At 70.8% G+C, this 22,497-nt stretch carries 19 protein-coding genes; 3 read left to right on the forward strand and 16 right to left on the reverse strand.

Annotated features, from left to right (window positions below; all coding sequences use genetic code 11):
* Positions 1-17: 17 nt before the first annotated feature.
* On the forward strand, positions 18-920 hold the full coding sequence (locus AC07DO_RS06670) for a LysR family transcriptional regulator (RefSeq protein ID WP_479057568.1): 903 nt from the start codon (positions 18-20) through the stop codon (positions 918-920).
* A 237-nt stretch (positions 921-1,157) separates the two neighbouring features.
* Here AC07DO_RS06670 and AC07DO_RS06675 read toward each other — a convergent pair whose 3' ends face one another.
* Both AC07DO_RS06675 and AC07DO_RS06680 read right to left on the reverse strand, forming a co-directional pair.
* The gene (locus tag AC07DO_RS06675; protein WP_479057569.1) at positions 1,158-1,580 is read right to left on the reverse strand and encodes a hypothetical protein; all 423 of its coding nucleotides are present in this window, start codon (positions 1,578-1,580) and stop codon (positions 1,158-1,160) included.
* A gap of 39 nt (positions 1,581-1,619) precedes the next feature.
* On the reverse strand, positions 1,620-3,731 hold the full coding sequence (locus tag AC07DO_RS06680) for a hypothetical protein (protein ID WP_479057570.1): 2,112 nt from the start codon (positions 3,729-3,731) through the stop codon (positions 1,620-1,622).
* A 317-nt stretch (positions 3,732-4,048) separates the two neighbouring features.
* Here AC07DO_RS06680 and AC07DO_RS06685 point away from each other — a divergent pair, with 317 nt between their 5' ends.
* Positions 4,049-4,507 carry a hypothetical protein gene (locus AC07DO_RS06685; protein WP_479057571.1) on the forward strand — a complete coding sequence of 153 codons (459 nt, stop codon included), beginning with the start codon at positions 4,049-4,051 and terminating at the stop codon, positions 4,505-4,507.
* Between the two features lie 83 nt (positions 4,508-4,590).
* Here the strand turns inward: AC07DO_RS06685 and AC07DO_RS06690 are convergent, their stop codons facing one another.
* Both AC07DO_RS06690 and AC07DO_RS06695 read right to left on the reverse strand, forming a co-directional pair.
* Complete coding sequence (locus AC07DO_RS06690; protein WP_479057572.1) at positions 4,591-5,718, reverse strand: oxidoreductase; 1,128 nt, start codon at positions 5,716-5,718, stop codon at positions 4,591-4,593.
* Positions 5,719-6,030: 312 nt separating this feature from the next.
* Positions 6,031-6,921, reverse strand: a complete 891-nt coding sequence (locus AC07DO_RS06695; protein ID WP_479057573.1) for a calcium-binding protein — start codon at positions 6,919-6,921, stop codon at positions 6,031-6,033.
* A 325-nt stretch (positions 6,922-7,246) separates the two neighbouring features.
* On the opposite strand from AC07DO_RS06695, the gene AC07DO_RS06700 reads away from it, so the two are divergent.
* Positions 7,247-7,942 carry a S1 family peptidase gene (locus tag AC07DO_RS06700; protein WP_479058529.1) on the forward strand — a complete coding sequence of 232 codons (696 nt, stop codon included), beginning with the start codon at positions 7,247-7,249 and terminating at the stop codon, positions 7,940-7,942.
* Positions 7,943-8,102: 160 nt separating this feature from the next.
* Here the strand turns inward: AC07DO_RS06700 and AC07DO_RS06705 are convergent, their stop codons facing one another.
* From AC07DO_RS06705 to AC07DO_RS06760, 12 genes are all read right to left on the reverse strand, one after another.
* Positions 8,103-8,915: an SAM-dependent methyltransferase gene (locus AC07DO_RS06705; protein WP_479057574.1), complete on the reverse strand. Its 813-nt coding sequence runs from the start codon at positions 8,913-8,915 to the stop codon at positions 8,103-8,105.
* A 402-nt stretch (positions 8,916-9,317) separates the two neighbouring features.
* The gene (locus AC07DO_RS06710) at positions 9,318-10,427 is read right to left on the reverse strand and encodes an alpha-hydroxy acid oxidase (RefSeq protein ID WP_479057575.1); all 1,110 of its coding nucleotides are present in this window, start codon (positions 10,425-10,427) and stop codon (positions 9,318-9,320) included.
* Positions 10,424-11,680 carry an ATP-grasp domain-containing protein gene (locus tag AC07DO_RS06715; RefSeq protein ID WP_479057576.1) on the reverse strand — a complete coding sequence of 419 codons (1,257 nt, stop codon included), beginning with the start codon at positions 11,678-11,680 and terminating at the stop codon, positions 10,424-10,426. The genes AC07DO_RS06710 and AC07DO_RS06715 overlap by 4 nt, the downstream gene beginning before the upstream one ends.
* A gap of 48 nt (positions 11,681-11,728) precedes the next feature.
* The gene (locus AC07DO_RS06720) at positions 11,729-12,649 is read right to left on the reverse strand and encodes a branched-chain amino acid transaminase (protein ID WP_479057577.1); all 921 of its coding nucleotides are present in this window, start codon (positions 12,647-12,649) and stop codon (positions 11,729-11,731) included.
* Complete coding sequence (locus AC07DO_RS06725) at positions 12,646-13,953, reverse strand: GNAT family N-acetyltransferase (RefSeq protein ID WP_479057578.1); 1,308 nt, start codon at positions 13,951-13,953, stop codon at positions 12,646-12,648. The genes AC07DO_RS06720 and AC07DO_RS06725 overlap by 4 nt, the downstream gene beginning before the upstream one ends.
* A complete protein-coding gene (locus tag AC07DO_RS06730) occupies positions 13,950-15,212 on the reverse strand; it encodes an ATP-grasp domain-containing protein (protein ID WP_479057579.1) in 1,263 nt (420 codons plus the stop codon). Before AC07DO_RS06730 ends, AC07DO_RS06725 begins: the two co-directional genes overlap by 4 nt.
* A complete protein-coding gene (locus tag AC07DO_RS06735) occupies positions 15,209-16,312 on the reverse strand; it encodes an Ldh family oxidoreductase (protein ID WP_479057580.1) in 1,104 nt (367 codons plus the stop codon). The genes AC07DO_RS06730 and AC07DO_RS06735 overlap by 4 nt, the downstream gene beginning before the upstream one ends.
* Positions 16,309-17,841, reverse strand: a complete 1,533-nt coding sequence (locus AC07DO_RS06740; protein WP_479057581.1) for a GNAT family N-acetyltransferase — start codon at positions 17,839-17,841, stop codon at positions 16,309-16,311. The genes AC07DO_RS06735 and AC07DO_RS06740 overlap by 4 nt, the downstream gene beginning before the upstream one ends.
* Entirely contained in the window at positions 17,838-19,148 is a 1,311-nt protein-coding gene (locus AC07DO_RS06745; protein ID WP_479057582.1) for a KamA family radical SAM protein, read from the reverse strand. The genes AC07DO_RS06740 and AC07DO_RS06745 overlap by 4 nt, the downstream gene beginning before the upstream one ends.
* Before the next feature lie 89 nt (positions 19,149-19,237).
* A complete protein-coding gene (locus AC07DO_RS06750) occupies positions 19,238-20,275 on the reverse strand; it encodes an AurF N-oxygenase family protein (RefSeq protein ID WP_479057583.1) in 1,038 nt (345 codons plus the stop codon).
* An 87-nt stretch (positions 20,276-20,362) separates the two neighbouring features.
* The gene (locus tag AC07DO_RS06755) at positions 20,363-21,088 is read right to left on the reverse strand and encodes a TauD/TfdA family dioxygenase (protein WP_479057584.1); all 726 of its coding nucleotides are present in this window, start codon (positions 21,086-21,088) and stop codon (positions 20,363-20,365) included.
* Between the two features lie 670 nt (positions 21,089-21,758).
* Positions 21,759-22,145 carry a hypothetical protein gene (locus AC07DO_RS06760; protein WP_479057585.1) on the reverse strand — a complete coding sequence of 129 codons (387 nt, stop codon included), beginning with the start codon at positions 22,143-22,145 and terminating at the stop codon, positions 21,759-21,761.
* Positions 22,146-22,497: the final 352 nt, after the last annotated feature.

Below are 22,497 nucleotides of genomic sequence, written 5' to 3' on the forward strand. Positions count from 1 at the left end.
ATCGGCAGGGAGGATACGTGGCGCCGGATACGGTGAGTCTGCGGTACTTCCTGGTGCTGGCGCAGGAGTTGAACTTCACCCGCGCGGCCACACGGATCGGTATCGCACAGCCCGCGCTCAGCGCCCGGATGCGCCGATTGGAGGCGGAACTCGGTACGACCCTGATGGTCCGCAACACGCGTAGCGTCGTATTGACTGCGGCCGGTGCGGCTTTGGCGGAGTCCGCGCCGCCCGCGTTGGCGGCGCTGGACCGGGCATGGGACACCGCCCGGAGCGCGGCGGCCGGTGAACTGGGCACGCTGCGCATCGGATACAGCCTCAGCACCGGGGCCGAGACGGTACCGGCCTTGGTGGACAGGCTGATTCGCGGCAACAGCGGACTCGAGGTCGGCGCGGTCCCGATGGCGACACCGGAGATCTCCCCCGCGGTCGCCGACGGCCGCATCGACGCCGGGATCACCCGCGGTGAACAGCCGGGCCGTGGCGTGCGTCGTTTCCTGCTGCGGAGTGCGCGCATCGGGGTCCAGCTGGCGCAGCACCATCCGCTGGCCGAACACCCGGAGATCGAAATCGCCGACGCCGCCGCGTATCCGCTGCGACTCCCGGACCGTACCGCCAACCCCGTGATCCACGATCAGCTGTCCGCACTGTTCCGGGACACCCGACCGCACCCCCGGTTCCATACGCCCGCAGTCTCTTTCGACATGTCGCAACGCGACCTGCGCGACGGCGTCACCCTCGCCCCGGCCGGAGAAGCCGCGGCCACGGCACAACCGGCCGGGCTCACCTGGCGACCGCTCCGGGCCGCGCCCAGCCTGACGATCCACCTGGTCCTCCCCCGCGAGCAGTCGCCGCTGCACCACCGCATCCGTGCCGTCGCCAAAACCCTGGCGCGCGAGCTGCACTGGCTGCCGGACTGACGCGCAAGAGGTCAAGCGATACGGACGCCTGCGGTGGCGAGGCCGAAGACCTTGCGCTCGGCGGACTTCGCGGTGATGACGACGGCGGTCTTGCTGAATGTCCGACACGACCTACGGCCTCACCACGCCGGTGGATCAGCCTCCGATGATGGCCCCGGGGCCGGTCCGAGTCGTACACCGCGGCGACGTCCGCGAGGGCGCCAGGCGACCGCCCCACCGGTGGGACTGGTTCCGCTCTCAGCCGCTCACCAGATCGTGGTATTCAGCCGCCAGTCCGCCACCCGCCGCCTCGGCCAACTGGGCCACGACCGGGTGCACCAGCAGCGCGGCCACGCTGCCCGCCAGAGCCGGCAGGTTGGTCGCGAACCAGCGCCGGACATATGCCATCGTCGTCAAGTCCGTCTGCGGGGCGGTTACGGCCCCCTCCAGCTCGTCCAGAAGCTCGCCCGCGCGGTCGGTGGCCGGGCTCGCCGGGGGAATCTCCGCCCGCACGTTGGTGAAAGCGTCGTGCAGAGCGGCTAGTTGGGCCTCGGTCACGGTGGTCGTGGTCTTTGCGGCGCCCATTCCGGCGCCGACGACGCGGTTGCCGTCCCCGACCACTGCTTGACCGGAGATGTCACGGGCCCGAAGAGAGCGGGCCCCGGTCGGCTTGTCGGACATGATGTCTCCTTGGTGTTTGTGCGGAAGCCGGCCGGCCGGTCAACCGGTGGGATTCACTGTTGTTTCCGACGGCGAGTCTTGCGTGTAGGCGTGAATGTCCATGCCGATCGAATGGCCGTCGTGGGTCACGTCCAGTTCAGCCATGTAGGAGCCCGGGGCCTGAGGACGGAAGGTGACGATCAGGGTGCAGCGGAACTGTCGGTCACCGGTGGGCGTACACCCTCGGCGCTCCAAGGTGAAGGAGGGCGGCTGAGTTTCCGGCGTGACGGAGAAGGTGACGCTTTCGTCGCTGTCGCAGTCGTAACCGTCGTACAAGAGGGTGCGACTGTCCTCGCTCCCCACGGGCACGGGTTGGAAATTCGTTGAGCTGACTCCCACCAATCGACAACTGGACTGCCGTCGGCTCTCGGGTAGCGAGGAGACGGGGCGGGACGGTTTGTCCGGTTGGTCGTTGCGGGGCGCCCGGGAAACGTCGCGCCGCTCGTCCTCCCGCCGTGGCGGCTTCCCGGACGACCTGCCTGCTCCCGGGCGCGAGGGTTCGAACGTACCGGGGCGATCGGGTGAGGTGGCGACGCCGGAAGCGTAACGGGGAGTGTCCGCGGGGCCCGCAGCAGGCGTGCTGCCGCTGCCCGACACGAGCAGTCCCGTCAGCAGCCCTCCGGCTCCCAGAACCAGTACCCCGATCCCGGCCTCCAGCCGACCGCTCAGCCCTCCGTCGGAAACAACCGACGGACCGGCCCCGCCGTCCTGTGCGCCCTCTGGCGATGGTCGGTCCGTACCGCTGATGCCCTGGCCGGCAGCCACGCCCGCAGCCGCCGAAGCCAGCGACGCGGCCGCACCGACCAGGCCAAGCGCCTTACGCCGTACGTCCTCCTCCCTCGTGAAGTACGCGACGTCCTCGGTGGCATCGATCCTGGCCGCGGCTGCTCCCCCGAGCGCCAGCACCTCTTTCCAAGCACCCCAGCACAAGCTGCGGCCCAGTACAGGCGCGGCAGCCCTCGCCAAATCCCGTACGGCCGTGTCATCACCCTGTCGTGCGGCCTCCGCGAGAGCGCGCCGCAGCAGCCCCGATCCTGCGGCGACCTCCCGCCGGCCAGGGCGTTGACCGATCCAGGCGGCGAGTTCGGTGGTGGCGTCGGCCGCGCCCCGCAGGGTGCCGACCCTTTCGGCGGTCAGGACGGCGAGTCGTCCCCGGGCGCGATAGCCGCCGCGCTCACGGGTGACCAGGCGCAACTGCTGCAGTTCCGCCCAGGCCCCCGGCACAGGGGTGCCCGCACCAATCGCTCCGACAAGTGCCGCGGGCACGGGAAGAGGCTGGAAGGCACACAGGGCACCGAGCAGACCGGCTGCCCCCTCGCCGAGCCGCCCGGCGAGACCCGCGGCCACCGCGGCCTCGTCCGCTGTGAAGGCCACAGCAGTACTGCTGCCGGCTTCCAACAGAGCCGCTGACGTGACCAGGGCGCGCGGTTGCCCGTCCACCTCGGCGGCGAAGCGGGCTGCCTCGCGTGCCTCCGCGTCGCTGAGGGGACGGTTCAGCTCCCGTTCGAGCAGAGCGAGCGACGCGCTCGCCGACAGTCCGCCGAGCCGACAGGCGCGGGTATCGGTTCCCGTCTCCGTCGGGCTGTGCTCGGTGGAGGAGACCAGCAAGTCGCAGCCGGGCAGTGCGACTCGCAGTGCGGCGAACCCGTCGGGGGCAGGATCCGCGAAGTCGTCGATGACAACCAGGGCCTCTACGGGGGCCATGAGCCGCTTCAGCCGTGCCGAGCCCGGTTTGTAGTCCTCGGTGTCGTAACAGGCCTGGAAGATCTGCTGGAGAATGTCCTCGGTGTCCGAGCCACCGGTCTGGATGAAGATCACCGAGCCGTCCGGCTCGCGGTCCGCGGCGACGCGGCTCAGCAGGGCCGTTCTCCCGCTGCCCGGCGGGCCGTGCACCTGGACGCCGTATCCCTCGGCGAGCCGATTGTTGATGCGGGTGAGTTCCTCGTCACGGCCGAGCAGCACGGGGGCCCGCGGCGGCCGGACCCAGTCCGCCGGCCGTGGGCGGCGCCGGACGCGTGGTGGTCCCTCGGCGCTCGGCGCGACGGATGATCCGGAGTCGAGCACGACGATGTGGTTCACGACGTTGACGTCGTTGTTGTCGCCGACGACCAACTGCCCGCTGATGTCCCCCGCTTGGACGCTTGTACCCAACTGCCGCCCCGTCCCCCGTATTGGCCCCTGGGACAGACAGCAGTACAACAGGCCGTGACGCCATTAAGCCCTGTGGCGCAATTTGGAGGATTATTGCTCGATTTACTGCTCTTTTTAGCTGAAGGTCGACCGCTTTGTAGAGGCGGGATCGCGTTCGAGTTTCAGACCACGAAACCCGGCATGGCACGGAAATGCCGCCCTACGCTGTCGGTCATGGGCGCTCAACCCGCCGTTCACTGTCGTCGACCCTTCCGGCCAGGCGCTGGTCGTGCCGCAGCATGACCAGGACGGTCACGCGACCCTTTCAGGCGGCAGAGCCCGCTCCCTGGGGCGGATCAGCTTCGGTTGGCGCGTCGCAGCAGACCGGCGAGGCTGCTGACGGTGTGCGTGTTCGTGGACGCCGGCCCGCACCGCTGAGGTCGGGCATCGGCGGGAAAACGGTCCTGCTGGAGGTCGAGAGGCCCCCGGTGCAGCTCTTCTTCACCGACTACGGCCTCGCGATCTCTTCACGCTTCGACCTCACACGGGTCGAGGCAGACTTCTTCGACCAGCACTGCCCCTACGACCAGTGCTACGCCATCACCCACCTGGTGAACTGGCTGGCCCTCGCTCTCTACGGATACACACTGGAAGAACGCAGAACCTTTGTGAATACGTGCGCCCAAGGGGTGCCTGCGGAGGGGTTCCCGCGTCGGTCGCAGTGCCCCTTGTCCGTTACGCACCCGCCGCCGCGGTGATGGGCAACTTCTCCCACCGTCCGTGACCACGACGGCGCCTCCGGAGCCGTCACCCTCGCTACCGGTTTCAGTGCAACAGTCCATCAAGGGTGACCGATGACGAGTTGAGCCGCCGTGCCACGATCCCCGACGGCCCAGCATCCCGCGCTGGGCAGGCAGTTGACTCCAAGGAGGCGGGTGCGGTCGAACGGCGTCCAGGATGTTCCGCTGTCGTTGCTCACGTCGCTGCCGTTGGGGCCGACCGCTACAGCGGTGTGCCCGCCGCCGGGAACCCAGGCCACGCTGTTGCGGAACCCGCTGGGAGCGTCACCGAGCGACCAGGACGAGCCGCCGTCGGCAGTGGAGGCCGCCGCACCCGAATCGACCCCGCTGTCCGGGTCGAAATCGCCACCGACGGCCACGCCGTGCCGGGGGTCCCGGAAGGACAGCGAGGCGATGCTCGTTGTCTCGCCGGGAATCGGGGTGTCGGCAGCACTCCACGTCTTGCCGCCGTCGCCGGTATGGAACACCTGAGGGTTGTGGCTGGTCCCTCCGCGGGTGCCGGTCGTCCCGAACCAGGCGTTGCGCCGGTCGTGCGCGACCATGCACGTGCCGGTCGCCAGGGCACCGTCGTCGGGTGTCGCGGCAGGCATTCCGTCGGCGGGTGCCGGGCGCCACGTCCGGCCGCCGTCCTCGGTGGCCAGAATGGGGAACTTGCCGCCGACGGGGTCACTGACCGCAAGGCCGTGGCGGTCGTCGAAGAACGCCATGCAGTCGTAGAAGGCGTCCGGAACCGAGTTGCGGAACACCAGTTGCCAGGTGATCCCACCGTCAGCGGTGCGATAGATCCGCGAGGGTTCATCGCCGTTGGGAAGTGCCAGGACGAGGGCGTGATCACGGTCGAACGCCTCGACGTCCCGGAACCTGTCGACGGCCCCGCCCGGCGGGGTGACGTTCCGCCAGGAACGTCCACCGTCCACCGTCCGCACCACGGTCCCGTCGTTGGTGGCACCTCGGAATCCGCCACCCGCGGCCCACACCACCTCCCGGTCCACCACGTCGAGCGTGATCAGCGCGTTACTCGTGGCGGTCGGCGTGAAACGCCAGGACGGCAGGCCAGCCTGTCGAGCCGCCGGAACGGACCCGGCAGCCATCCCGGGAGCGATCAGAGCAACCACGAGTCCGACCACCACGAGCATCCGGGCCGCGATCCCACGAACACCAAGTCCCATTCCAAGAAGACTGGTTCGCCGTAGTGGGATCGCCCACCCCTGCAACAGGCCATTCCTGACGAGCGTTTGGGGCACTGCCAGCGCCCCTTGGACCGTTTCCTGCAAGGCCCAAGGGGACGTTAAGTCCGATCTACCTCGGTTCGTGATCGCTCGATCGTGATACTGAGCGTCACGCTGGCCGCCTATGTGCCTGTCGGAGGCAGCAGGGGCAGGGTAGGAGGCAGGGGTGACAGCGCAGTGGCCCGGGCCGGCCGGTCCCCCTCTTCAGGGTGCATGGGAATGTCCAGCCCAGCCTGGTGTTCCGGTGATCGTTCAGTTCTGGTGGACTTCGTTGCGGCCCGGGCCGCCGGAGAGCTTGTCTGTGCCTGCGCCGCCCCACAGGACGTCGTCGCCGCTGTTGCCCCACAGCGTGTCGTCGCCCGCCTCGCCGTACAGCTTGTCGTTGCCCTTGCCGCCGTAGAGGACGTCAGCGCCGGCCTGGCCGTGCAGCACGTCGTTGCCGTCCTCGCCGTGCAGGTTGTTCGCCTCGCCGGTGCCGGTCAGGGAGTCGTTGCCGGTGCCACCGAAGCAGTCCTGGCTGCAGTGGGTGAGGGTGTCGTTCCCGGCGTCGCCCCACGGGCCGAAGCCCATCGGGCCGCCACCGCCGTCGAGGCGGTCGTCGCCCTCTCCGCCGTGCAGGAGCGCGGACGCCGACGCCTTGATGACGTCGTTGCCCTTGCCGCCGTAGATCCCGGCCCACGCCTGGCTGTCGGGCGCGAGGGTCGCGGTGTCGTTCATGTCGCCGAGGTCGATGTCGTAGCTGTCGGAGTCGTCCGAGTTCTCCGGGATCTTGACCGCGCACCGCACGGCGGTGCGGTCGCCCTCCTCGGGGTACACACACTCGTCCCACTCCACCGCGTCGGCGGAGATGGAGATGTCGTACCGGTCGTGGAAGGTGAGGACGTAGTAGGAGTCGTGCTCACCGCGGTGGTCGATCTCTTCGTCGACCGTCACCTGGTTCTGCTGACCGGCTGCCGCCTTGTACCAGAGCTCGCCGTCCGCGACGACGACGGAAGCGGTGGACGCAGCCGCCGAGGGAGAGGCGGAGTGGACGCCAGGCAGGGTGGCGGACGGGGCGGCCTGGGCCGTCGATGCTGCTAAGGCAGCCGTGCCGAGCATCAGGGTGAGGGTGGCGGTGGCGGCGATGGTCCGGTGAATGCGCATGCGGAAGTGACCCTTCAGTCTGTACGTGTGCGGTGGTGCTTACGGTCAACCGGTTAGACAGGGGGCCACAGAACGGAGTTGTCCGTCGGCTCATGAACAAGGGCGGACGTTGTGGCGACCGGTATGTGGACAGGAGCTCCCTCGAGATGGCACACAGAAAACCTTCCTAAAAACCTTCCTGTGCCGACCCGATATGGTGCGGCTCATGCGGAACGCCTTTGCTCACCAGGGCCTCTCACCATCTGTACGGCTGTACTTCTGAGAGGAGTTGTTCTGCATGGTGCGTCGCGTGCGTGGCGTTCGACTACTGCTGCTGACCGCCCTGATGCTGGTCGCGAGCTCGGTGCTCTCGTCCGCTCCGGCCTTCGCCGTCATCGGCGGATCGAAGAGCACCTACGGCCCGTGGGCGGTGCGCATGCTCGTGGACGGCAAACCGGCGTGCACCGGGACAGCGGTCGCACGCCAGTGGATCCTCACCGCCTCACACTGCTTCTACGAGCAAGCACAACCGGTCGCCGACAAGCGAATCTCCTTCCGGGTGGGCCACCTCGACATGCGCAGGGGCACCACGGTCCGCCCGCTGAAGGGCAAGCGCGTGGGCAGCTCGCACGCCGACATGATGCTGGTCAAGGTCCCGCCGATGAACGTCCGCACGGCGCGGCTGTCCACGGTCGGCGTCCACCGCGGCCAAGCTGTACGGCAGTACGGATGGGGTGCCACCTGCACCACGGACGAGAGCGCCTGCCAGTCACCCGTCCTCAAGCAGTCGGACCTGAAGGTCGTACGGGCGGATGACCCGTTGTGCGCGGGCCACACCGCCCCGGGCGGCCCCGACTTCTGCATGAAGAAGGTGTCCGGGATTCCCGCCGGAGGCGACTCCGGAGGCCCGGTGATGACCGTCGGCCCGCGTGGCACCGAAACACTCATCGGTGTCTTCAACGGTTCCGACCGAGAGAAGAGCGCCGAAGCCGGGGAGGTCTCCCAGCAACTCTCCTGGATCCGTTCAGTTATTCGGCGATAGCGCCGGTACGGGGGCGGGCATGCGGCGTCGGCACAGCGCCGGCGCCACATGCCACGTCGTCGAGGCCGGGAGCGCACGTACGAAAGCGGCGGCATCGGCACCGTCGCCGACCTGGAAAGCTGACGCCATTACACCTTGCGGCCGTCACACCTTGCGGCCGTTACGGCTTGCGGCCCACCGCCCCATACGCGTCGACCGCCGTCGCGTCTTCCGTGTCCGGGCGCCAGCGGGTGACCTGGGCGACGCCCGGATCCAGCACGTCCAGGCCCTCGAAGAAGCCGCCGACCTCCTCGACGCTGCGTACGTAGTAGGGGATCGCGCCACTCTTGTTGTACTCGTTCGACGCCGCGATCATGCCTTCGCTGGTGGCTGTGGAGTCGCTGATGACCAGGAAACTCCCGGACGGCAGCCCCGCCATGAGGCGCGACACCAGGTCCCGGGCGTGGTCGTGGTCGGCGACGTGGCCGAGCGTGTTCAGGATGATCAGGGCGACCGGGCGGGACAGGTCGAGGGTCTTCGCCGCCTCGGCCAGGATCGCCTCGGGCTCGTAGAGGTTCGCGTCGATGTACGCCGTCTCGCCCTCGGGCGTACTGGTCAGCAGGGCCCGCGCGTGGGCGAGGACCAGCGGGTCGTTGTCGACGTAGACGATGCGCGAGTCCGGGGCGGCCCGCTGCGCCACCTCGTGCGTGTTGTCCGCCGTCGGCAGCCCCGTGCCGATGTCCAAGAACTGCCGCACGCCCTGCTCCGTGGCCAGGTGGCGTACCGCGCGGCCCAGGAAGAGGCGGCTCGTGCGCGCCACGTCGACCAGGCCGGGGAAGATCTCCTTGATGTGGTCCCCGAGCTCCCGGTCCTTCTCGTAGTTGTCCTTGCCGCCCACGAAGTAGTTCCAGAAACGCGCGGAGTGCGGCGTGCTGGTGTCGATGCGCGCGCGTATGTCAGCGGCTGAGCCGGACTGGGGGTCATGGTCTGACACGGGAGCCTCCTGGACGATCAAGTGTTCAACGATCAAGCGACAATGTAGACCGCCCCGAGCACAGACGGGCGCCCACCCCCACCTCAAACGTCGACAACCAACTCCCGCGCCCTCAGCCCCGCTTGCGCGCAGGACGCGGCGCGCCTCCTCGCTCAGCGCGGGCGGCCGCGTCCGGCGGAACTCGTCGAGGCCGATGGCCATCTCCCAGGCCGCGTACACCACCCACCGCCCTTACCCCCCTCGACCACGACCGAGTTGCTCATCACCGTGGTTGCTGCCGGGTGTGAGCCGATCCGGTGGCAGGGGTTTCTCCCAGGGCAGCCGGTAGTCGGACACCAGGGGCTGGGCCGGGGCGTGTGCCCAGGCGTGTGTTCGGCCTGACGGGAGCACGCACCGCCCGGATCACCAGGACGGGCGTACGAGGTCCGGGGTCAGGGCGGCCAGGTCGGGGGCGCCGAGGAGGGAGAGGGCCAGTTCGGTCTCCCGGTGCAGGGCGGTCAGGGCGGCGGTGACCCCTTCGGCGCCGCCCGCGGCCAGGCTCCAGACGTAGGGGCGCCCGATCGCCACGGCGTCCGCGCCGAGCGCCAGCGCCTTCACCACGTCGGTGCCGCGGCGGATGCCTCCGTCGATGAGGACCGGGACCCGGCCTGCCACGGCCTCGGCGACGGCGGGCAGGGTGACGAGCGGGGCGATCGCGGTGTCCAGGTTGCGGCCCCCGTGGTTGGACATCCAGACGCCGATTCCGGTCTCCGCGGCCCGGCGGGCGTCGTCGGGGCGCACGATGCCCTTGGCCAGGACCGGCAGCCCGGAGACCGAGCGCAGCCATTCGAGGTCGGACCAGTCGACGGCAGGGTCGATCCTCGGGTCGTGGATGCCGTGGTGCGTGGGGGCGGCCGCCATTCGCGGTTGCGCGGTGTGGCCGGTCAGGTTGGCGGGTGTGCCGTGGGAGGGGAGGGCGAATCCGTTGCGCAGGTCCCTCTCCCGAAGACCGGTCACCGGGGTGTCGACGGTGACAACGCAGGCGGTGGCGCCGACCGCACGGGCCCGGAGCACCAGGTCCTCGGTGAGGGCCCGGTCCCTCTGCACGTAGAGCTGGAACCACCACGGTCCGGTGGCGGCGGCGCCGATCTCCTCCAGCGTCAGCGTGGAGAAGGTGCTCACCGTGGTGAGGGTTCCCGCGGCGGCGGCGCCCCGCACGGTCGCCGCTTCCGCGTCGGGGTGGAACAGGCCGTGCGATGCGGTCGGCGCGAGGAGGACGGGGGCGGGGAGTTCCGTGCCGTAGAGGGTGCTGCGCATGTCCACGCCCGCGGTGCCGGTGAGGACCCGGGGCAGCAGAGCCAGCCGCTCGTACGCCTCGGCGTTCCAGCGTACGGTCCGTTCGTCCGCCGCGCCGCCCTGCAAGTAGTCGTAGGCGGGGGCGGGCAGTACGTCGCGGGCCGCGTCGTGGAAGTCGGCCAGGGTGATGCGCTGGGGATGCGGCGGAGCGGCGGGGCGCGGCAGCGAGGTCGTCACAGTGCTCCCTGGTCGGCGGCGTGCACGCGCAGGTGGAAGGTGAGGCGGTTGATCGCCTCTCGGGCGGCGGCCAGCGCCTCGTCGGCGCTCGGCGCGATCGCGCGGGCGTGGGCGACCCGGGAGGTGGAGGACTGCAGGGTGTCGACGGCGGCGTCCGGCGGGACCAGCAACTGCACCTCGGTCACCCCGGGTATCGCGCGGGCCTCGTCCAGGCCCGTGGTGTCGGCGAGCACTCCGGGGGCGGGCAGCGCGGCGAACCAGATCGCCGAACTGCGGGGAGTACGCGGTGCGGCGAGGGCGGCGCGGATGGCGGGCAGGACCTTCTCGCCGAGGGTGTGGCGGATGAGGCAGTCGGCGATGTCGACGCCGGTCACGTCGTGGGCGAGGGCCGGGATCTCGTCGCCGCCCATGCGGACGTGCGTCTCGATCACCTGCGGTCCGCTCTCGGTGAGGACGACTTCCGTGTGGGTGGCGCCGGACCTGATGCCGAGGGCGTCGAGGATCCGTTCCACGTAGTGGTGGACCTGCTTCTCCTGGGCGGGGGTGAGGGGTGCGGGGCTGACGTGGCCCAGTTCGACGAAGTTCAGCGGGTCGGAGTACTTGCGGGTGATCGCGACGATCTGGTGGTCGCCGTCCTCGGAGAACGCCTCGACGCTGAACTGCGGGCCCTCGTGGAACTGTTCCACCAGGACCGGCGTGCCGTCTACGTCCCCGAGTCCGCCGCCGGCCCGTGTGAAGGCGTCGGCGGCCTCCTCGGCGTCACGGGCCAGGGTGATGCCCTTGCTGAAGGAGCCGCTGCCCGGTTTTACGATGCAGGGAGTGTCGTGCGCGGCGAGGAACGCCCGCAGTTCCTCCACGTCGGAGACCTGGGCGCAGGCCGTGGTGTCGATGCCGGCTTCGCGCAGCCGGGCCCGCATGGCGTGTTTGTCGTAGACCAGAGCAGTGGTCCGCGGGGAGTGCGCGGCGAGGCCCAGCGCCTGGCCGACGAGTGCGCACTTGTCCTGGTCCCGCTCGCCGAAGGCCACGATCCGGGTGAACGGGTGCCGGGCGTGCACGGCCTCGGCGAACGCGATCCATTCGTCGTCCGGCGCGTCGGGGCTCACCCCGATGACCCGGGTGTGTTCCGTCGTCTCACGGAGTTTGGAGAGGTAGTCCAGTCGGCAGATGACGGTGGTGCGGGTGCCGGCCCGGGCGCGGCGCAGCCGGGTGGGCAGGTCTCGGCCGCTGCCGATGACCAGGACGTGCTCGGACATGTTGGTCGACCTCGCTGGGAGTGGCTGGGAGTTGGCGTACGGCGGTGGTCAGAGACGGGTGAGCCAGCCGTGGGGATCTGCCGTCCGGCCGTGGACCGCGTCCTGGAACGCCTGGCGCAGTTGCCGCGTGAGCGGTCCGCTGCCCGCTTCGGTGACGGGGCGGTCGTCGACCGAGGCGATGGGGACGATCTCGGCGGCGGTACCGGTGAGGAACGCCTCGTCGGCTACGTAGAGCTCGCTGCGGGTCAGGCTCTGCTCCCGCACCTCGTGGCCGAGGTCGCGGGCGAGGGTGATGACAGTGTCCCTGGTGATGCCGGGCAGGATGTTGTCGCTGACCGGCGGGGTGGTGATCACTCCGTCGCGTACCGCGAAGACGTTGGCGGCGGACGCCTCGGCCACGTGGCCGCCGGGGGTGAGCATGAGGGCGTCGTCGTAGCCCGCGCGGATCGCGGCGACCTTGGCGAGCGCGGAGTTGACGTACGCGCCGGTGGCCTTGGCCAGCGGCGGCACCGCGTGCACGCCGTTGCGCTGCCAGCTGCTGACCATCAGCCGGCAGCCCTCCTGCTCGGCCTTCTCCCCCAGGTACGAGCCCCAGGGCCAGGCCGCGATGGCGACCCTGGCGCTGTCCAGGCGCGGAGCGACGCCCATGGTGCCGTATTCGAGGTAGACGAGGGGCCGCAGGTAGCCGCTCTCCAGGCCGGTGCGGCGCAGCAGTTCGAGGCACGCCTCGGTGAGTTCGTCGACGCTGTGGCCGGGGTTCATCAGGTAGACGCGCGCCGAGTCGTGCAGCCGCTGGAGGTGTTCGCGCAACCGGAAGACGGCCGGGCCCCGCTCCGTCGGGTAGGCGCGGATGCCCTCGTAGACACCCCAGCCGTAGTGCAGGCTGGGCGTGAGGACGTGTACCTGTGCCTGGTCCCAGGGGACGAACTTGCCGTCCATCCAGATGTCGCTGGTGGGCGTGAGCTTCATCGTGCGGCTCCGTGAAGGGTGGATGAGGGCGGGAGGGTACGGGAGGGGACCGGGGTGGCCGGGCTGCCGACGTGCTCGAGCCGGCGTTCGATGCTGCGGGACTGGAGGCCCAGTACCTCCTGAAAGACTTCGGCGTCCGGCCCGTGGAAGGCGAACCAGCCCCAGCGGGGCCGCAGCGCGCAGCCGCGCTGGAATTTGGCCTCGTAGGTGGCGAGCCCGTAGTGGATGCGGCGGATGCCGTTCTCCAGCGCCCAGCGGGTGGTCTCGTGGTAGGTGAGGGCGAGGTAGCAGCCGGAGGCCTCGGGGGCGAAGCCCACGGTGCGCAGGAAGAGGGTGTCGCCCGCCCTGAGGTACAGCGCGAAACCGAGCATGCGGTCCTCGTGGACGGCGCCGAGGACGACGCACGACTCGCCGATCTCCTCGCGCAGGGCGTCGAAGTCGCGGCGGACACGCTCGTGTCCGCCGGGCAGTCCGTACTTCGCCCGGTGGGCCACCTGGAGGGCGGTCACCGTGTCGTCGAGGGCTTCGGGGCCGGTGGTGGCCACGGTGTGGAAGCCGCTGTTCTCGTAGGCGGTGACCTCTTTGCGCAGTCCTCTTCGGCGGCGGCTGCTGAGCCCGGCCACGTACTGCTCCCAGTCGTCGGCGCTCAACTCGTGCACGGCGTCGGCGCCGAGGAGCGTCGCGTGGTAGCCGGCACGGGTGGCGGCGGCGTCCACCCCCTCTGCCTCGGGCTCACCCACGTAGAGCAACGCCGTGCTGCGGCAGCCGAGTTGGTTTGAGATCTGCTGAAGGAGGGCGGGGAGCGCCGCCATGACCGACCTGCGCTGCTCCGGGGAGCGCCCGTGGGTGTGGGCCACGCCGTGATGGTTGCCGAAGGTGGCGAGGGCCAGGGAGGGGTAGTGGTCGGTGCGGCCCTCGGGCAGGGATGCCGTGAGGCGGTCCCACTGTTCGCGCTCGGCCTCGTCGAGGAGTTCGGGCTCGGCCATGGGTGAGGCGGTGCCTGCCAGCCTCGGGGCGTCGTAGAAGAGCAGCCCGCCGGGCTTGTGGGTGACCAGCAGCGTGGCCAGGGCCACCGGTCGTCCCTCTTCGAGCACTTCCAGGCAGTGCGTCTCGTGGAGGTCGGTCCGCGCGGTGAAGCGCAGCCAGCGGACGTCGTCCCAGATCAGGTCGTGAGCGCCCTCCCCCGTGCCGTCCTGCCCGGTGCCGTCCTGCCCCGTGGCGTCGTGGTGTGCCGGGTGATGGCCGGGCGGGAGCAGCCGGGCCGTGAACGAACCGTGGTGGGCGGTGGCCGCCGTCGTGGTCATCGCGCCCCTCCTTCGGTGCGGCCTACGGTGGCGGGGACCGGCGCGGTCGGGTCGGTGTCGTCCCAGCCGAAGCCCGCGTCGACCAGTTGTGCGGTGGCGTCGAGTCTGCTGTCCAGGACGGCGGGGTCGGGGTCGGTGATCACCCAGGTGGCGAGGAAGTCGCCGGACTTGCGCAGCCGGTAGCGCTCCCCGCTCCAGTCGTCGCCGATCCGGGTGTTGAGGACGAAGTCCGTGGTGCCGGGCGGCGGTTCGGGCAGCCGCAGGACCCGGCCGTGCTTCGGCGGGATGCCGCAGAAGGCGGCGCGGGGGGCGGTGCGCGCGTGGTTCCGTACGGCGTCGAGTGCGACGGGCAGCCCGCACTCGACGCGGGCCCACAGCTCTCGCGGGTCGGTGCCGAGGATGTGGCGGAGCATGGCGGGGATCGGCCCGCCGCCGATCCGTGCGGCCACTTCGCACAGCACGATCCGGCCGCTGTCGGTGACGAAGAACTCCGCGTGCGCGCAGAGGGTGTCCGGCGAGGGCAGCGCGTCGATCAGTCGCCACGTCTCTCGGACCAGGCGCTCGTGGAGCGGATCGGCGGGGTCGAGGTTGCGCGAGCCGAGCGGGGCGTCCTCCCAGTGGGTCAGGCACCCGGCGCCGGTGTACCGGGAGGCGACGGCCGCGACGGGCTCGCCCTCGGCCCGGAAGACGTCCACGTGGTGCAGGGTGCCGTCGATGAACTCCTCGACCTCGTACGAGCCGCCCGCCACCTGCTCGGCGAGTGCGTCCGCCTCGCCGGGTGCGTCGAGCACGTGCACGCCCGTCGATCCGGAGCCGCTCCTCGGCTTGACCACGACCCGGCCGGGGCGGGCGGCCATGAAGTCCGTGATGTCGCCCACGGTCGCGACGGGTGCGAAGGCGGGGACGGGCAGGCCCGCTGCGCTCGCGTACTGCTTCATCAGGACCTTGTCGCGGTAGGCGGCGGCCGCGGTGCTGTCGAGGCCGGGCAGGGCCAGCTCGCGGCGCAGCAGGGCGGCGCGCTCGACGTCGGCCTCTGCCAGCGCCAGTACGGCACGGGGACGGTGTCTGCGGGCGGCCTCACGGGCGGCGGTGAGCACGGCGTCGTCGTCGGTGTAGTCGGGGACGGTGACGACCTCCGTGAAGCCCTCGCCCACGGGGGCGCCGTCGGCGGTGACCGCGACGAGCCTGCCCGTCTCCTCCGGCAGCCACTGGGCGAACGGGAGCCCTGCCTGGCGGGGGCTGATCAGGACGAGGATCACGCGGACGCCTCCTCGGTCCCGGGGAGGCCGAGCCGCGCGGCGAGCTCGTCCAGGGCGGCGGCGGTGCCCGCGTCCAGGGGGATGCCGTGGGTCTCCCGGTGCCGCTCGTGGGCGCGTTGCGGGTCACCGGGAGCCAGCACGGGCCGGTCCGTCGCGGCGGTCGCGGTGCGCACCGTGGTCAGCAGATCCGTCAGTCCGGTGGCGAAGCTGTCCGCGCCGGTGAACGCGGCCGGGTCGAGGGCGAGTACGAGATGTCCGATGCCGCGGCTCGCTCCGGCGCCGCCCTCACCGACCTGGGAGAGCCGCCAGTCGGGTGCGGTGCCGGTGAGTACGGCGCCGAGCAGGGTGACGGCCATGGCCAGGCCCTGCCCCTTGTATCCGCCGAGCGGCGAGAGCGCGTACGCCTCCTCGGGGTGCGTGGTGGGCCGCCCCGCGCTGTCGGTGGCCCAGCCGTCGTCCAGGCCGCGGCCTTCGGTCCTGCGCTGCTTCACCTCGCCGAAGCAGACCTGGCTGGTGGCCATGTCCAGGGCGAATTCCTCGTCGCCGCCGCCCGCGGTGACGCTGATGGGGTTGGTGCCGAACAGCGGCTCGACGCCCCCGTACGGTGCCACCCGGGAGGCGGCCGAGGTGACGGCGATGCCCACCAGGCCCGTTCGGGCCAGGGTGCGCGTGTAGACCGACGCGGCCCCGAAGTGGTTGGAGTTGCGCACGCCGACGGCGGCCACCCCGTACCGGGCGGCCCGCTCCGCCGCGAGCCGTGCGGCCGTCAGTCCGGCGAGGACACCGAGCGAGCCGTCGGCGTCCAGGAGCAGCCCGGCGCCCCTGTCCCGCACGACGGTCGGCTCCGCCGCCGCGCGGGCCACTTTGGTGGACAGCTCGGTGAGGTACTGCGGGAGCAGGCGCAGGCCGTGCGTGTCGATGCCGCGCAGCGAGGTGGTGACCAGTGCGTCGGCCACCTGGTCGGCCTGCTCCGGGGGCAGGTCCGCCGCGATGAGTGCCTCGCGGGCGAGTTTTCGTGCCCCTCGTGCGTGGATGGTGCGGCCCGTGGCGGGCGGCGCGGGCTCGGCTCGGGGTGTCCCGGCCGGGGCTTCGGTGGTCAACGGGTGCTCCTGTGCACGAAGTGATGGGGACCGAGCCCCGGCAGGTCCAGGGGCCGGCCGGAGACGTCGAAACGGTGCTTGCGGTAGAAGCCGAGGGCCGCGTCGGGGACGTGGCCCCAGACCGTTTCGGCGCCGTCCAGGGCCGCGACGGTCAGGGCGGTGCGCAGGAGCGCACTGCCCGCACCCGTGCCGCGGACCTCGTCGAGGGTGGCCATGCCGTACAGGCGCCGGGCGCGGCCGGGGCGCGGGTCCGGCAGGCCGTGGCCGGCCGGTGGGTCCTCGGCGTACAGGGAGGCGGCGCCCACCGCGCGGCCCTGGAGCAGCGCCGCGAGGTGCCGGGTAGCGGGGTGTTCGTCCTGCGGGTGTTCGTCCTGCGGGTGTTCGTCACGCAGGTGGCCGGCGCCCGGCGTGGCCGGTGCGGAGCCCGGTACTTGGCGGCGTACGAGGTGCGCACGCTCGGCCGGGACGTGGTGCACGTACCAGCCGTGGGCCGTGGCGTCCGGGAGGTATCCGGAGCCCGGCCGGTCGGGCAGCGCGACGTGGCCGGTGGCGTCGAGGCCGAGCCCGTGTCCGGTGTCCACCGCGAGCAGGTCGACCACGTCGACGTCGAGGTGGTCGACCAGAGTGCCGAGGTGGGCGGTGGCGGAGACGCCCGCGGCGGACTCGGGCATGCAGCCGAGCATGGTGATCAGGCCGCGTTCCCGTGCGGCCCGCAGCATGGCCAGGGCCGGGGTGAGGCCGCCCGCCTTCATCGGCTTGACGTTGATGCCGTGGAACGCGTCCGTGCAGGCGTCCAGGTCGGCCGGGGAGGTGATGCTCTCGTCGGCGATGACGGGGATCGGGCTGATCTCCTTGAGGCCGCGGGCGTCGTCCCAGGCCGCGCGGGGGTAGGGCTGTTCGATCAGCCGCACCCCCAGGTCGTGCAGATGGGGCAGGGCGGGGACGAGCCGGTCCGGATCCCAGCCGCAGTTGCCGTCGATGAGGAAGGGGGCGTCGGTCCGGCGGCGCAGTTCGCGCAGGATGCCGAGGTCGCCGGGGTCCGCGAGCTTGACCTTGTACGCGCACCAGCCCGGCCGCTCGCGCAGTTTCCCGGCCATCGCCTCGGGGGTGTCGAGGCCGATGCTGTAACTGGAGCGCAGGTTCCGCGGCGGGTCCAGGCCCAGGGACTTCCACAGCGGGACGCCGAGCAGGCGGGCCCGCAGGTCGTGGAGGGCCGAATCGAGTGCCGCGAGCACGAACGGTGAGTCGGGCAGCTCGGCGGCCAGCCGCCGCCAGACGGTGTCGGCGTCGCCGTCCGGCCCGCGGACGTCGAGCGTGGTCAGCAGGGGCGCCGTTCGCCGCAGGTCGGCGTGCATCCGCTCCAGGCCGGAGTTGTAGTGGTCCGTCATGAAACAGGACGCTTCGCCGTAGCCGGACACGCCGTCCTGCTCCGCCTCGACGATGACCGTGCGCGTGATCGGGATGGCCTCCCGCGCGGAGCGCCAGAGGTGACGTTGGGTCAGGCTGGCCTCGTGCGCGGTGACCCTCACCGGCCACCCGCCCGTGGCGGCTCGGACGCTTCGGAATCCGGCTGGCCGGGGAACCAGGAGCCCAGCGCGGGGCGGAGGTCGTCGAACCACTCCGCCTTCGGGTCGTACCGCGCGAAGAACTGCCGCCCCACGAGCCGGGCATCACGGGCCTGGAGCAGCCGCAGCGAGAAGACCCGCTCCCCCGCGACGGTGGTCACCGAGTCCAGCAGGACCTTCCCCGGCGAGGCCGACATCACCGGGCCCCGGGCGGAGCGGGCAAGCCCGGAGACGCCGCGGATGGCGTTGTTGTAGATGTCCAGCGCCTCGGCGAGCGGCACACCGAAGTAGCTGCGGGCGCCGGTGTCCCGCTCGACGAACATGTAGTACGGCACCACGCCGAGCTCCACGAGCTGCTGCCACATCCGCGACCAGGCGTCCGCGCGGTCGTTGACGTGAGCGATCAGCGGTGCTTGCGCGCGGATCACCGCACCGGTCGACCGGACACGGGCGATGGCCTCCCGCACCACCGGGGTCTCCAGCTCCCTGGGGTGGGAGAAGTGCGCCATCACCGCGACGTGCCGGCCGGCCGCGACACAGCGTTCGAGCAGCCGCAGCAGATCGTCCGCGTCGGCGTCGGTGGTGAAGCGGGCCGGCCAGTAGGAGAGCGCCTTGGTCCCGAAGCGCAGCGTGCGCACGCTCTCCATGGCCGGGTCGAGCAGCGGCTCGATCCAGCGCTTCAGCACCGCGGTCTTCATGATCATGGGGTCGCCGCCGGTGAAGAGGACGTCGGTGACCTCGCGGTGGTTCGCCAGGTAGCCGGTGAGGTCCTCGGGTGAGCGCAGCGCCTGCCGGAGTTCGGCCACCCCGACGAACTGGGCCCAGCGGAAGCAGTAACCGCAGTACGCGTGGCAGGTCTGGCCCTGTGAGGGGAAGACCAGCAGGGTCTCGTCGTACTTGTGCTGGAGCCCGTCGAGCCTGCGTCCGTCCAGGGTCGGCACATTGGCCTCGAGCTGGTCGCCGGGATGAGGGTTGAGCAGTTCCTGGGCGTCGGCGGCGGCCTTGCGCACGACCTCGCGCGGCGCCTGACTGTCATGCAGGGCCGCGATGTTGTCGAAGACGTCCGGCGGGAGCATGTCGCGATGCGGGAAGGTGAGCCGGAAGATCGGGTCGTCGGGCGCCGCCGACCAGTCGATGAGCTGGTCGGCGACGTACTCGTTCACCTTGAAGGGCAGGACGGAGGAGACGACCCGCAGGTCGCGCAGGTACTCCTCGGACATCCCGCGGTCGCGAGCGAGCGCCGCCAGGCGTTCGTGGGAGTAGGTTTTCACACGGAATCCTCATGGGTCCTCGGTGGCGGGGCATCCGCCACCGGTCGCGTGCCGGGGCAGCGTCAGTGGGCGACGCGTGCCAGGGCGCGTCAGTGGGCGATGTGGGAGCGGGACCAGTCGAAGTCCACCTGGTCGGCCACGCCCATCTGCTCCACCAGCTTGTGCAGTCCGGTGTAGTCGCGGACCAGCCGCGCACGGCCCGCGTCCGCCTGGCAGTCCGCGAGCATCTCGTGCCCGCCTTCGATGCCGACGAGGTCGACGATCCGGTGCCAGGTCGAGTAGTCGTTGGCCACGAAGGCGTCGAGACCCTCCATCAGCATGTCCAGGAAGTACCTGCGCTGGCGGGCGTCGAGGTGGTGGTAGACCATCTCGGCGAGCACGTGCGAGATGGACGCGTGACAGTACTCGTCGCGGTTGTGCAGCTTCGCGGTCGTGCTGTTGATCGGCTGGATCGTCGTGTCCTCGGCGAGCAGGTCGAGGTACGCGTTGATGGAGATCTCCGAGACCGTCGCGAAGGCCAGCGTCGTCAGGGACTTCTCCCAGCGCTCTCCCGCCCGGTCCCGCAGTTCCTGGTGGACGCGCGCGGTGTGGGAGAGCGGCAGCGCGTTGTCCGGCATGGCGTGCCCCCGCTTCCTGCGGGTCACCGCGCTCGCGTTGAGGTGCATGAGCGTGTGGTACTGCTCATCGACCATCGCCTGGGCCAGCGACAGGTTGAGCGCCTCCCCGGTGAGGCCCGGGTACTCCCCCTCCATGACCAGCGCGAACGCGGGGTTGGCCACCTTCTGCTCGGCCATGACGGTGTGCCGGTTGTACGCGATCCACGCCCAGCTCAGCAGTTCGGCCCGCTTCTCCGGGTCCAGGCCGCGGAAGGTCGGGTGGTCACGGAAGGGCAGGATCCGCTCGGGGTAGTCCGCGCGTGACAGGTCGAACAGTTCGTCGAGGTCGGGCTCGTCCCGCTTGACGGTGGCACGGCGGTGCCAGTTGCCGACGAGTCGGCGGATCACCGCGTTCTCCACCGGGTCGTTCGGATCGAAGGTGGGGATGCCCTCGGGGAGCGGGGGGCCCGGGATCTCCTGCCCGACCGCGTCATCGGGGCCGCCTTCAAGGATCGGGGTGTCGCTGTTCATCACAGTCCTCACGGGGGGCGGTGCCGACCGGCACCGCGGGTGGTCGGGGCTCCGCCTTCCGGCGGCGCCGGGGGCCCACTGCTTGGTTCAGGACTCCTGGAGCCAGTAGCGCGTCAGGTGGCGTCGCGCGTCGCTGTAGGAGGAGCGGGCGTGCAGCATCCGCTGGTTGTCCCAGACGAGGATCGAGTCCTCCGGAATGAGGACGGACACTTTGTTGTCCCGGAAGAACGTCTCGGCCCGCACGGCCAGTTCGCGTCCCAGGGAACCCAACGGCAGTTCGTCGGCGGGTACGTCGGCGTCGACCGGAGGGTCGTAGTGGCCGGCTGTCAGCAGGTTGTAGCTGAACCGGACGATGTCACGGCCCTCGGGAGTGCTCTCCACCACGGGGCGGCTCACGCCGGCGGTGCCGGTGCCGCCGGTGTTGTGGCCCACCCAGTCGATGGCTTCGCCCTGCACCGTCCGGCGCTCCTCCTCGCTGAGGGAGGCGATGAAGGCGTACGCGTCGGCGAGTTCGGTCTGTCCGCTGCCGCACCGGGCCTGGACCCGGCAGTGGAGAGCGAGGTAACGGGGCGGCGGGTTCCAACCGGGTGCCTCGGTGTGCACGAGGATGGTGTTGGTGCTCTTGGAGTAGCGCCGGCCTTCGAAGCCGGGGGCGGCCTTCACCTGATAACGCAGCTGACCGTCGTACTGCGGTATGAGGGCGCCGAGATCCTGTAGGGCCGCGGCGGCCTCTTCGTCGGTGGTGATGCCGTCGAGCAGGGTGTAGCCCTGGTCGAGGAGTTCCTGGGTGCGCGGGGTGACGGCAGTCGTCATGGTCTGTGTTGCTCCGTGTCGGTTCCTGGGATGGGGAGGCATGGGCCGGGCGCGGCGGCGCGCAAAGCCGCCGCCGCGCGGGGGGCGGGCTCCACTGAGTAATGGATGTGCGGCGCACGGCCGAGGGGCGTGCTCGGTGAACACGTCCCGAGGCGTTGCGGGTGCCGGGCGACTCGGCGTCGGCCGGGGGAAGACCGCTGCGGCCGGGGACGCGGCGGCACGTCACCGTGATCGGCGTGGGCCGACGTCCGTGCGCGCCTCTCGCTCATGCGGGGTGTCGCGGTAACGGGCCGAGGCGTGGTCGCGTACGACGAGGGGCGCCGCGCTCACCCGGCCCGCGAGGCGGGGGTGGAGGGAGCGCCCGGGCTCAACTGCCCCAGGTCACATCGGCGCTGTGCATCACGTCTGGGGTGAGCTGGGACAGGTCGCCCGCCGGCACGGTGGCGGTGGACGTGCTTTCGGAACGTACCTGGGCGAAGGCCTGAGCACTGCCCGGGGAGACTGCCTGAGCCATGAGGAGGGCGCCGAGCGCGATGCAGCCGGCTGCGACGGTCCTGAAAGTCGGGGTGAGTCTCACGGAACGGCCTTTCGGTGAATTGCGTTCTGCTTATTCGGTGAACTTCCGGAATCCGCTCGGAGTGCTTTTGGCTCTCCCGCCTCGCCGGTGCCCCTACTCTGGCAACTCGTCGTCCCCTTCGGAAGGGGGATCCGGTGGACGGAACATGTTGTGTCCTATCCCGTCCACGGGTGACGGGGACGCCATGCGGTCCCAGAACTCCGGAATCAGCACCACTCCGCAGGACGCCATCCGGAAGGGCGCCAAGGGGAAATGCGCGGCGAGTGATCGCGAACACAGGGCCGCGGCCCTCAGTTCCGCGACGGCCAGGCTCGGCGCGGTCAGGAAAAGGCCGACCACGGGCCCGCCGGGCCCGTCCGGGTCCACGCTGACGTGCTCCAGGCCGTCTCCCGGTTCGGCGCAGGAGGTCACGGCAGCCCCCGTCCCCGTCGGCAGCGGCATATCAGCGGGCCCGTCCAGACGGACATGCACGAGATACATGGCTCCCCCTCCCCCGTCACCTTTGTTCCTGTGCTCGGCCGATGTTCCTTTGCTCGGCCGATGTTCCTTTGCTCGGCCGATGTTCCTGTGCGCGGCCGATGTTCCTGTGCTCGGCCCACGGCGGTCCCGGCCGCGAACGGCCCCGCGCACCCGCCGGTCGTCCGCACGCCCGGGCGGCGCCCTTTGCGTTCACTCGACGGCAGGCGGCCCGGTCCGTACCGGCGCGGACCACGACGTCAGCGTAGGTGAGGCACGTGGTCCTCACAGAACAGCCCGATTCACCGGCAGTTGACACCCAGGCCGTCCGTCCGTCATACGACGCACTATTGATACACCACCCGCAAAGCTGCGG

Source organism: Streptomyces sp. NPDC045678, from assembly GCF_056432085.1.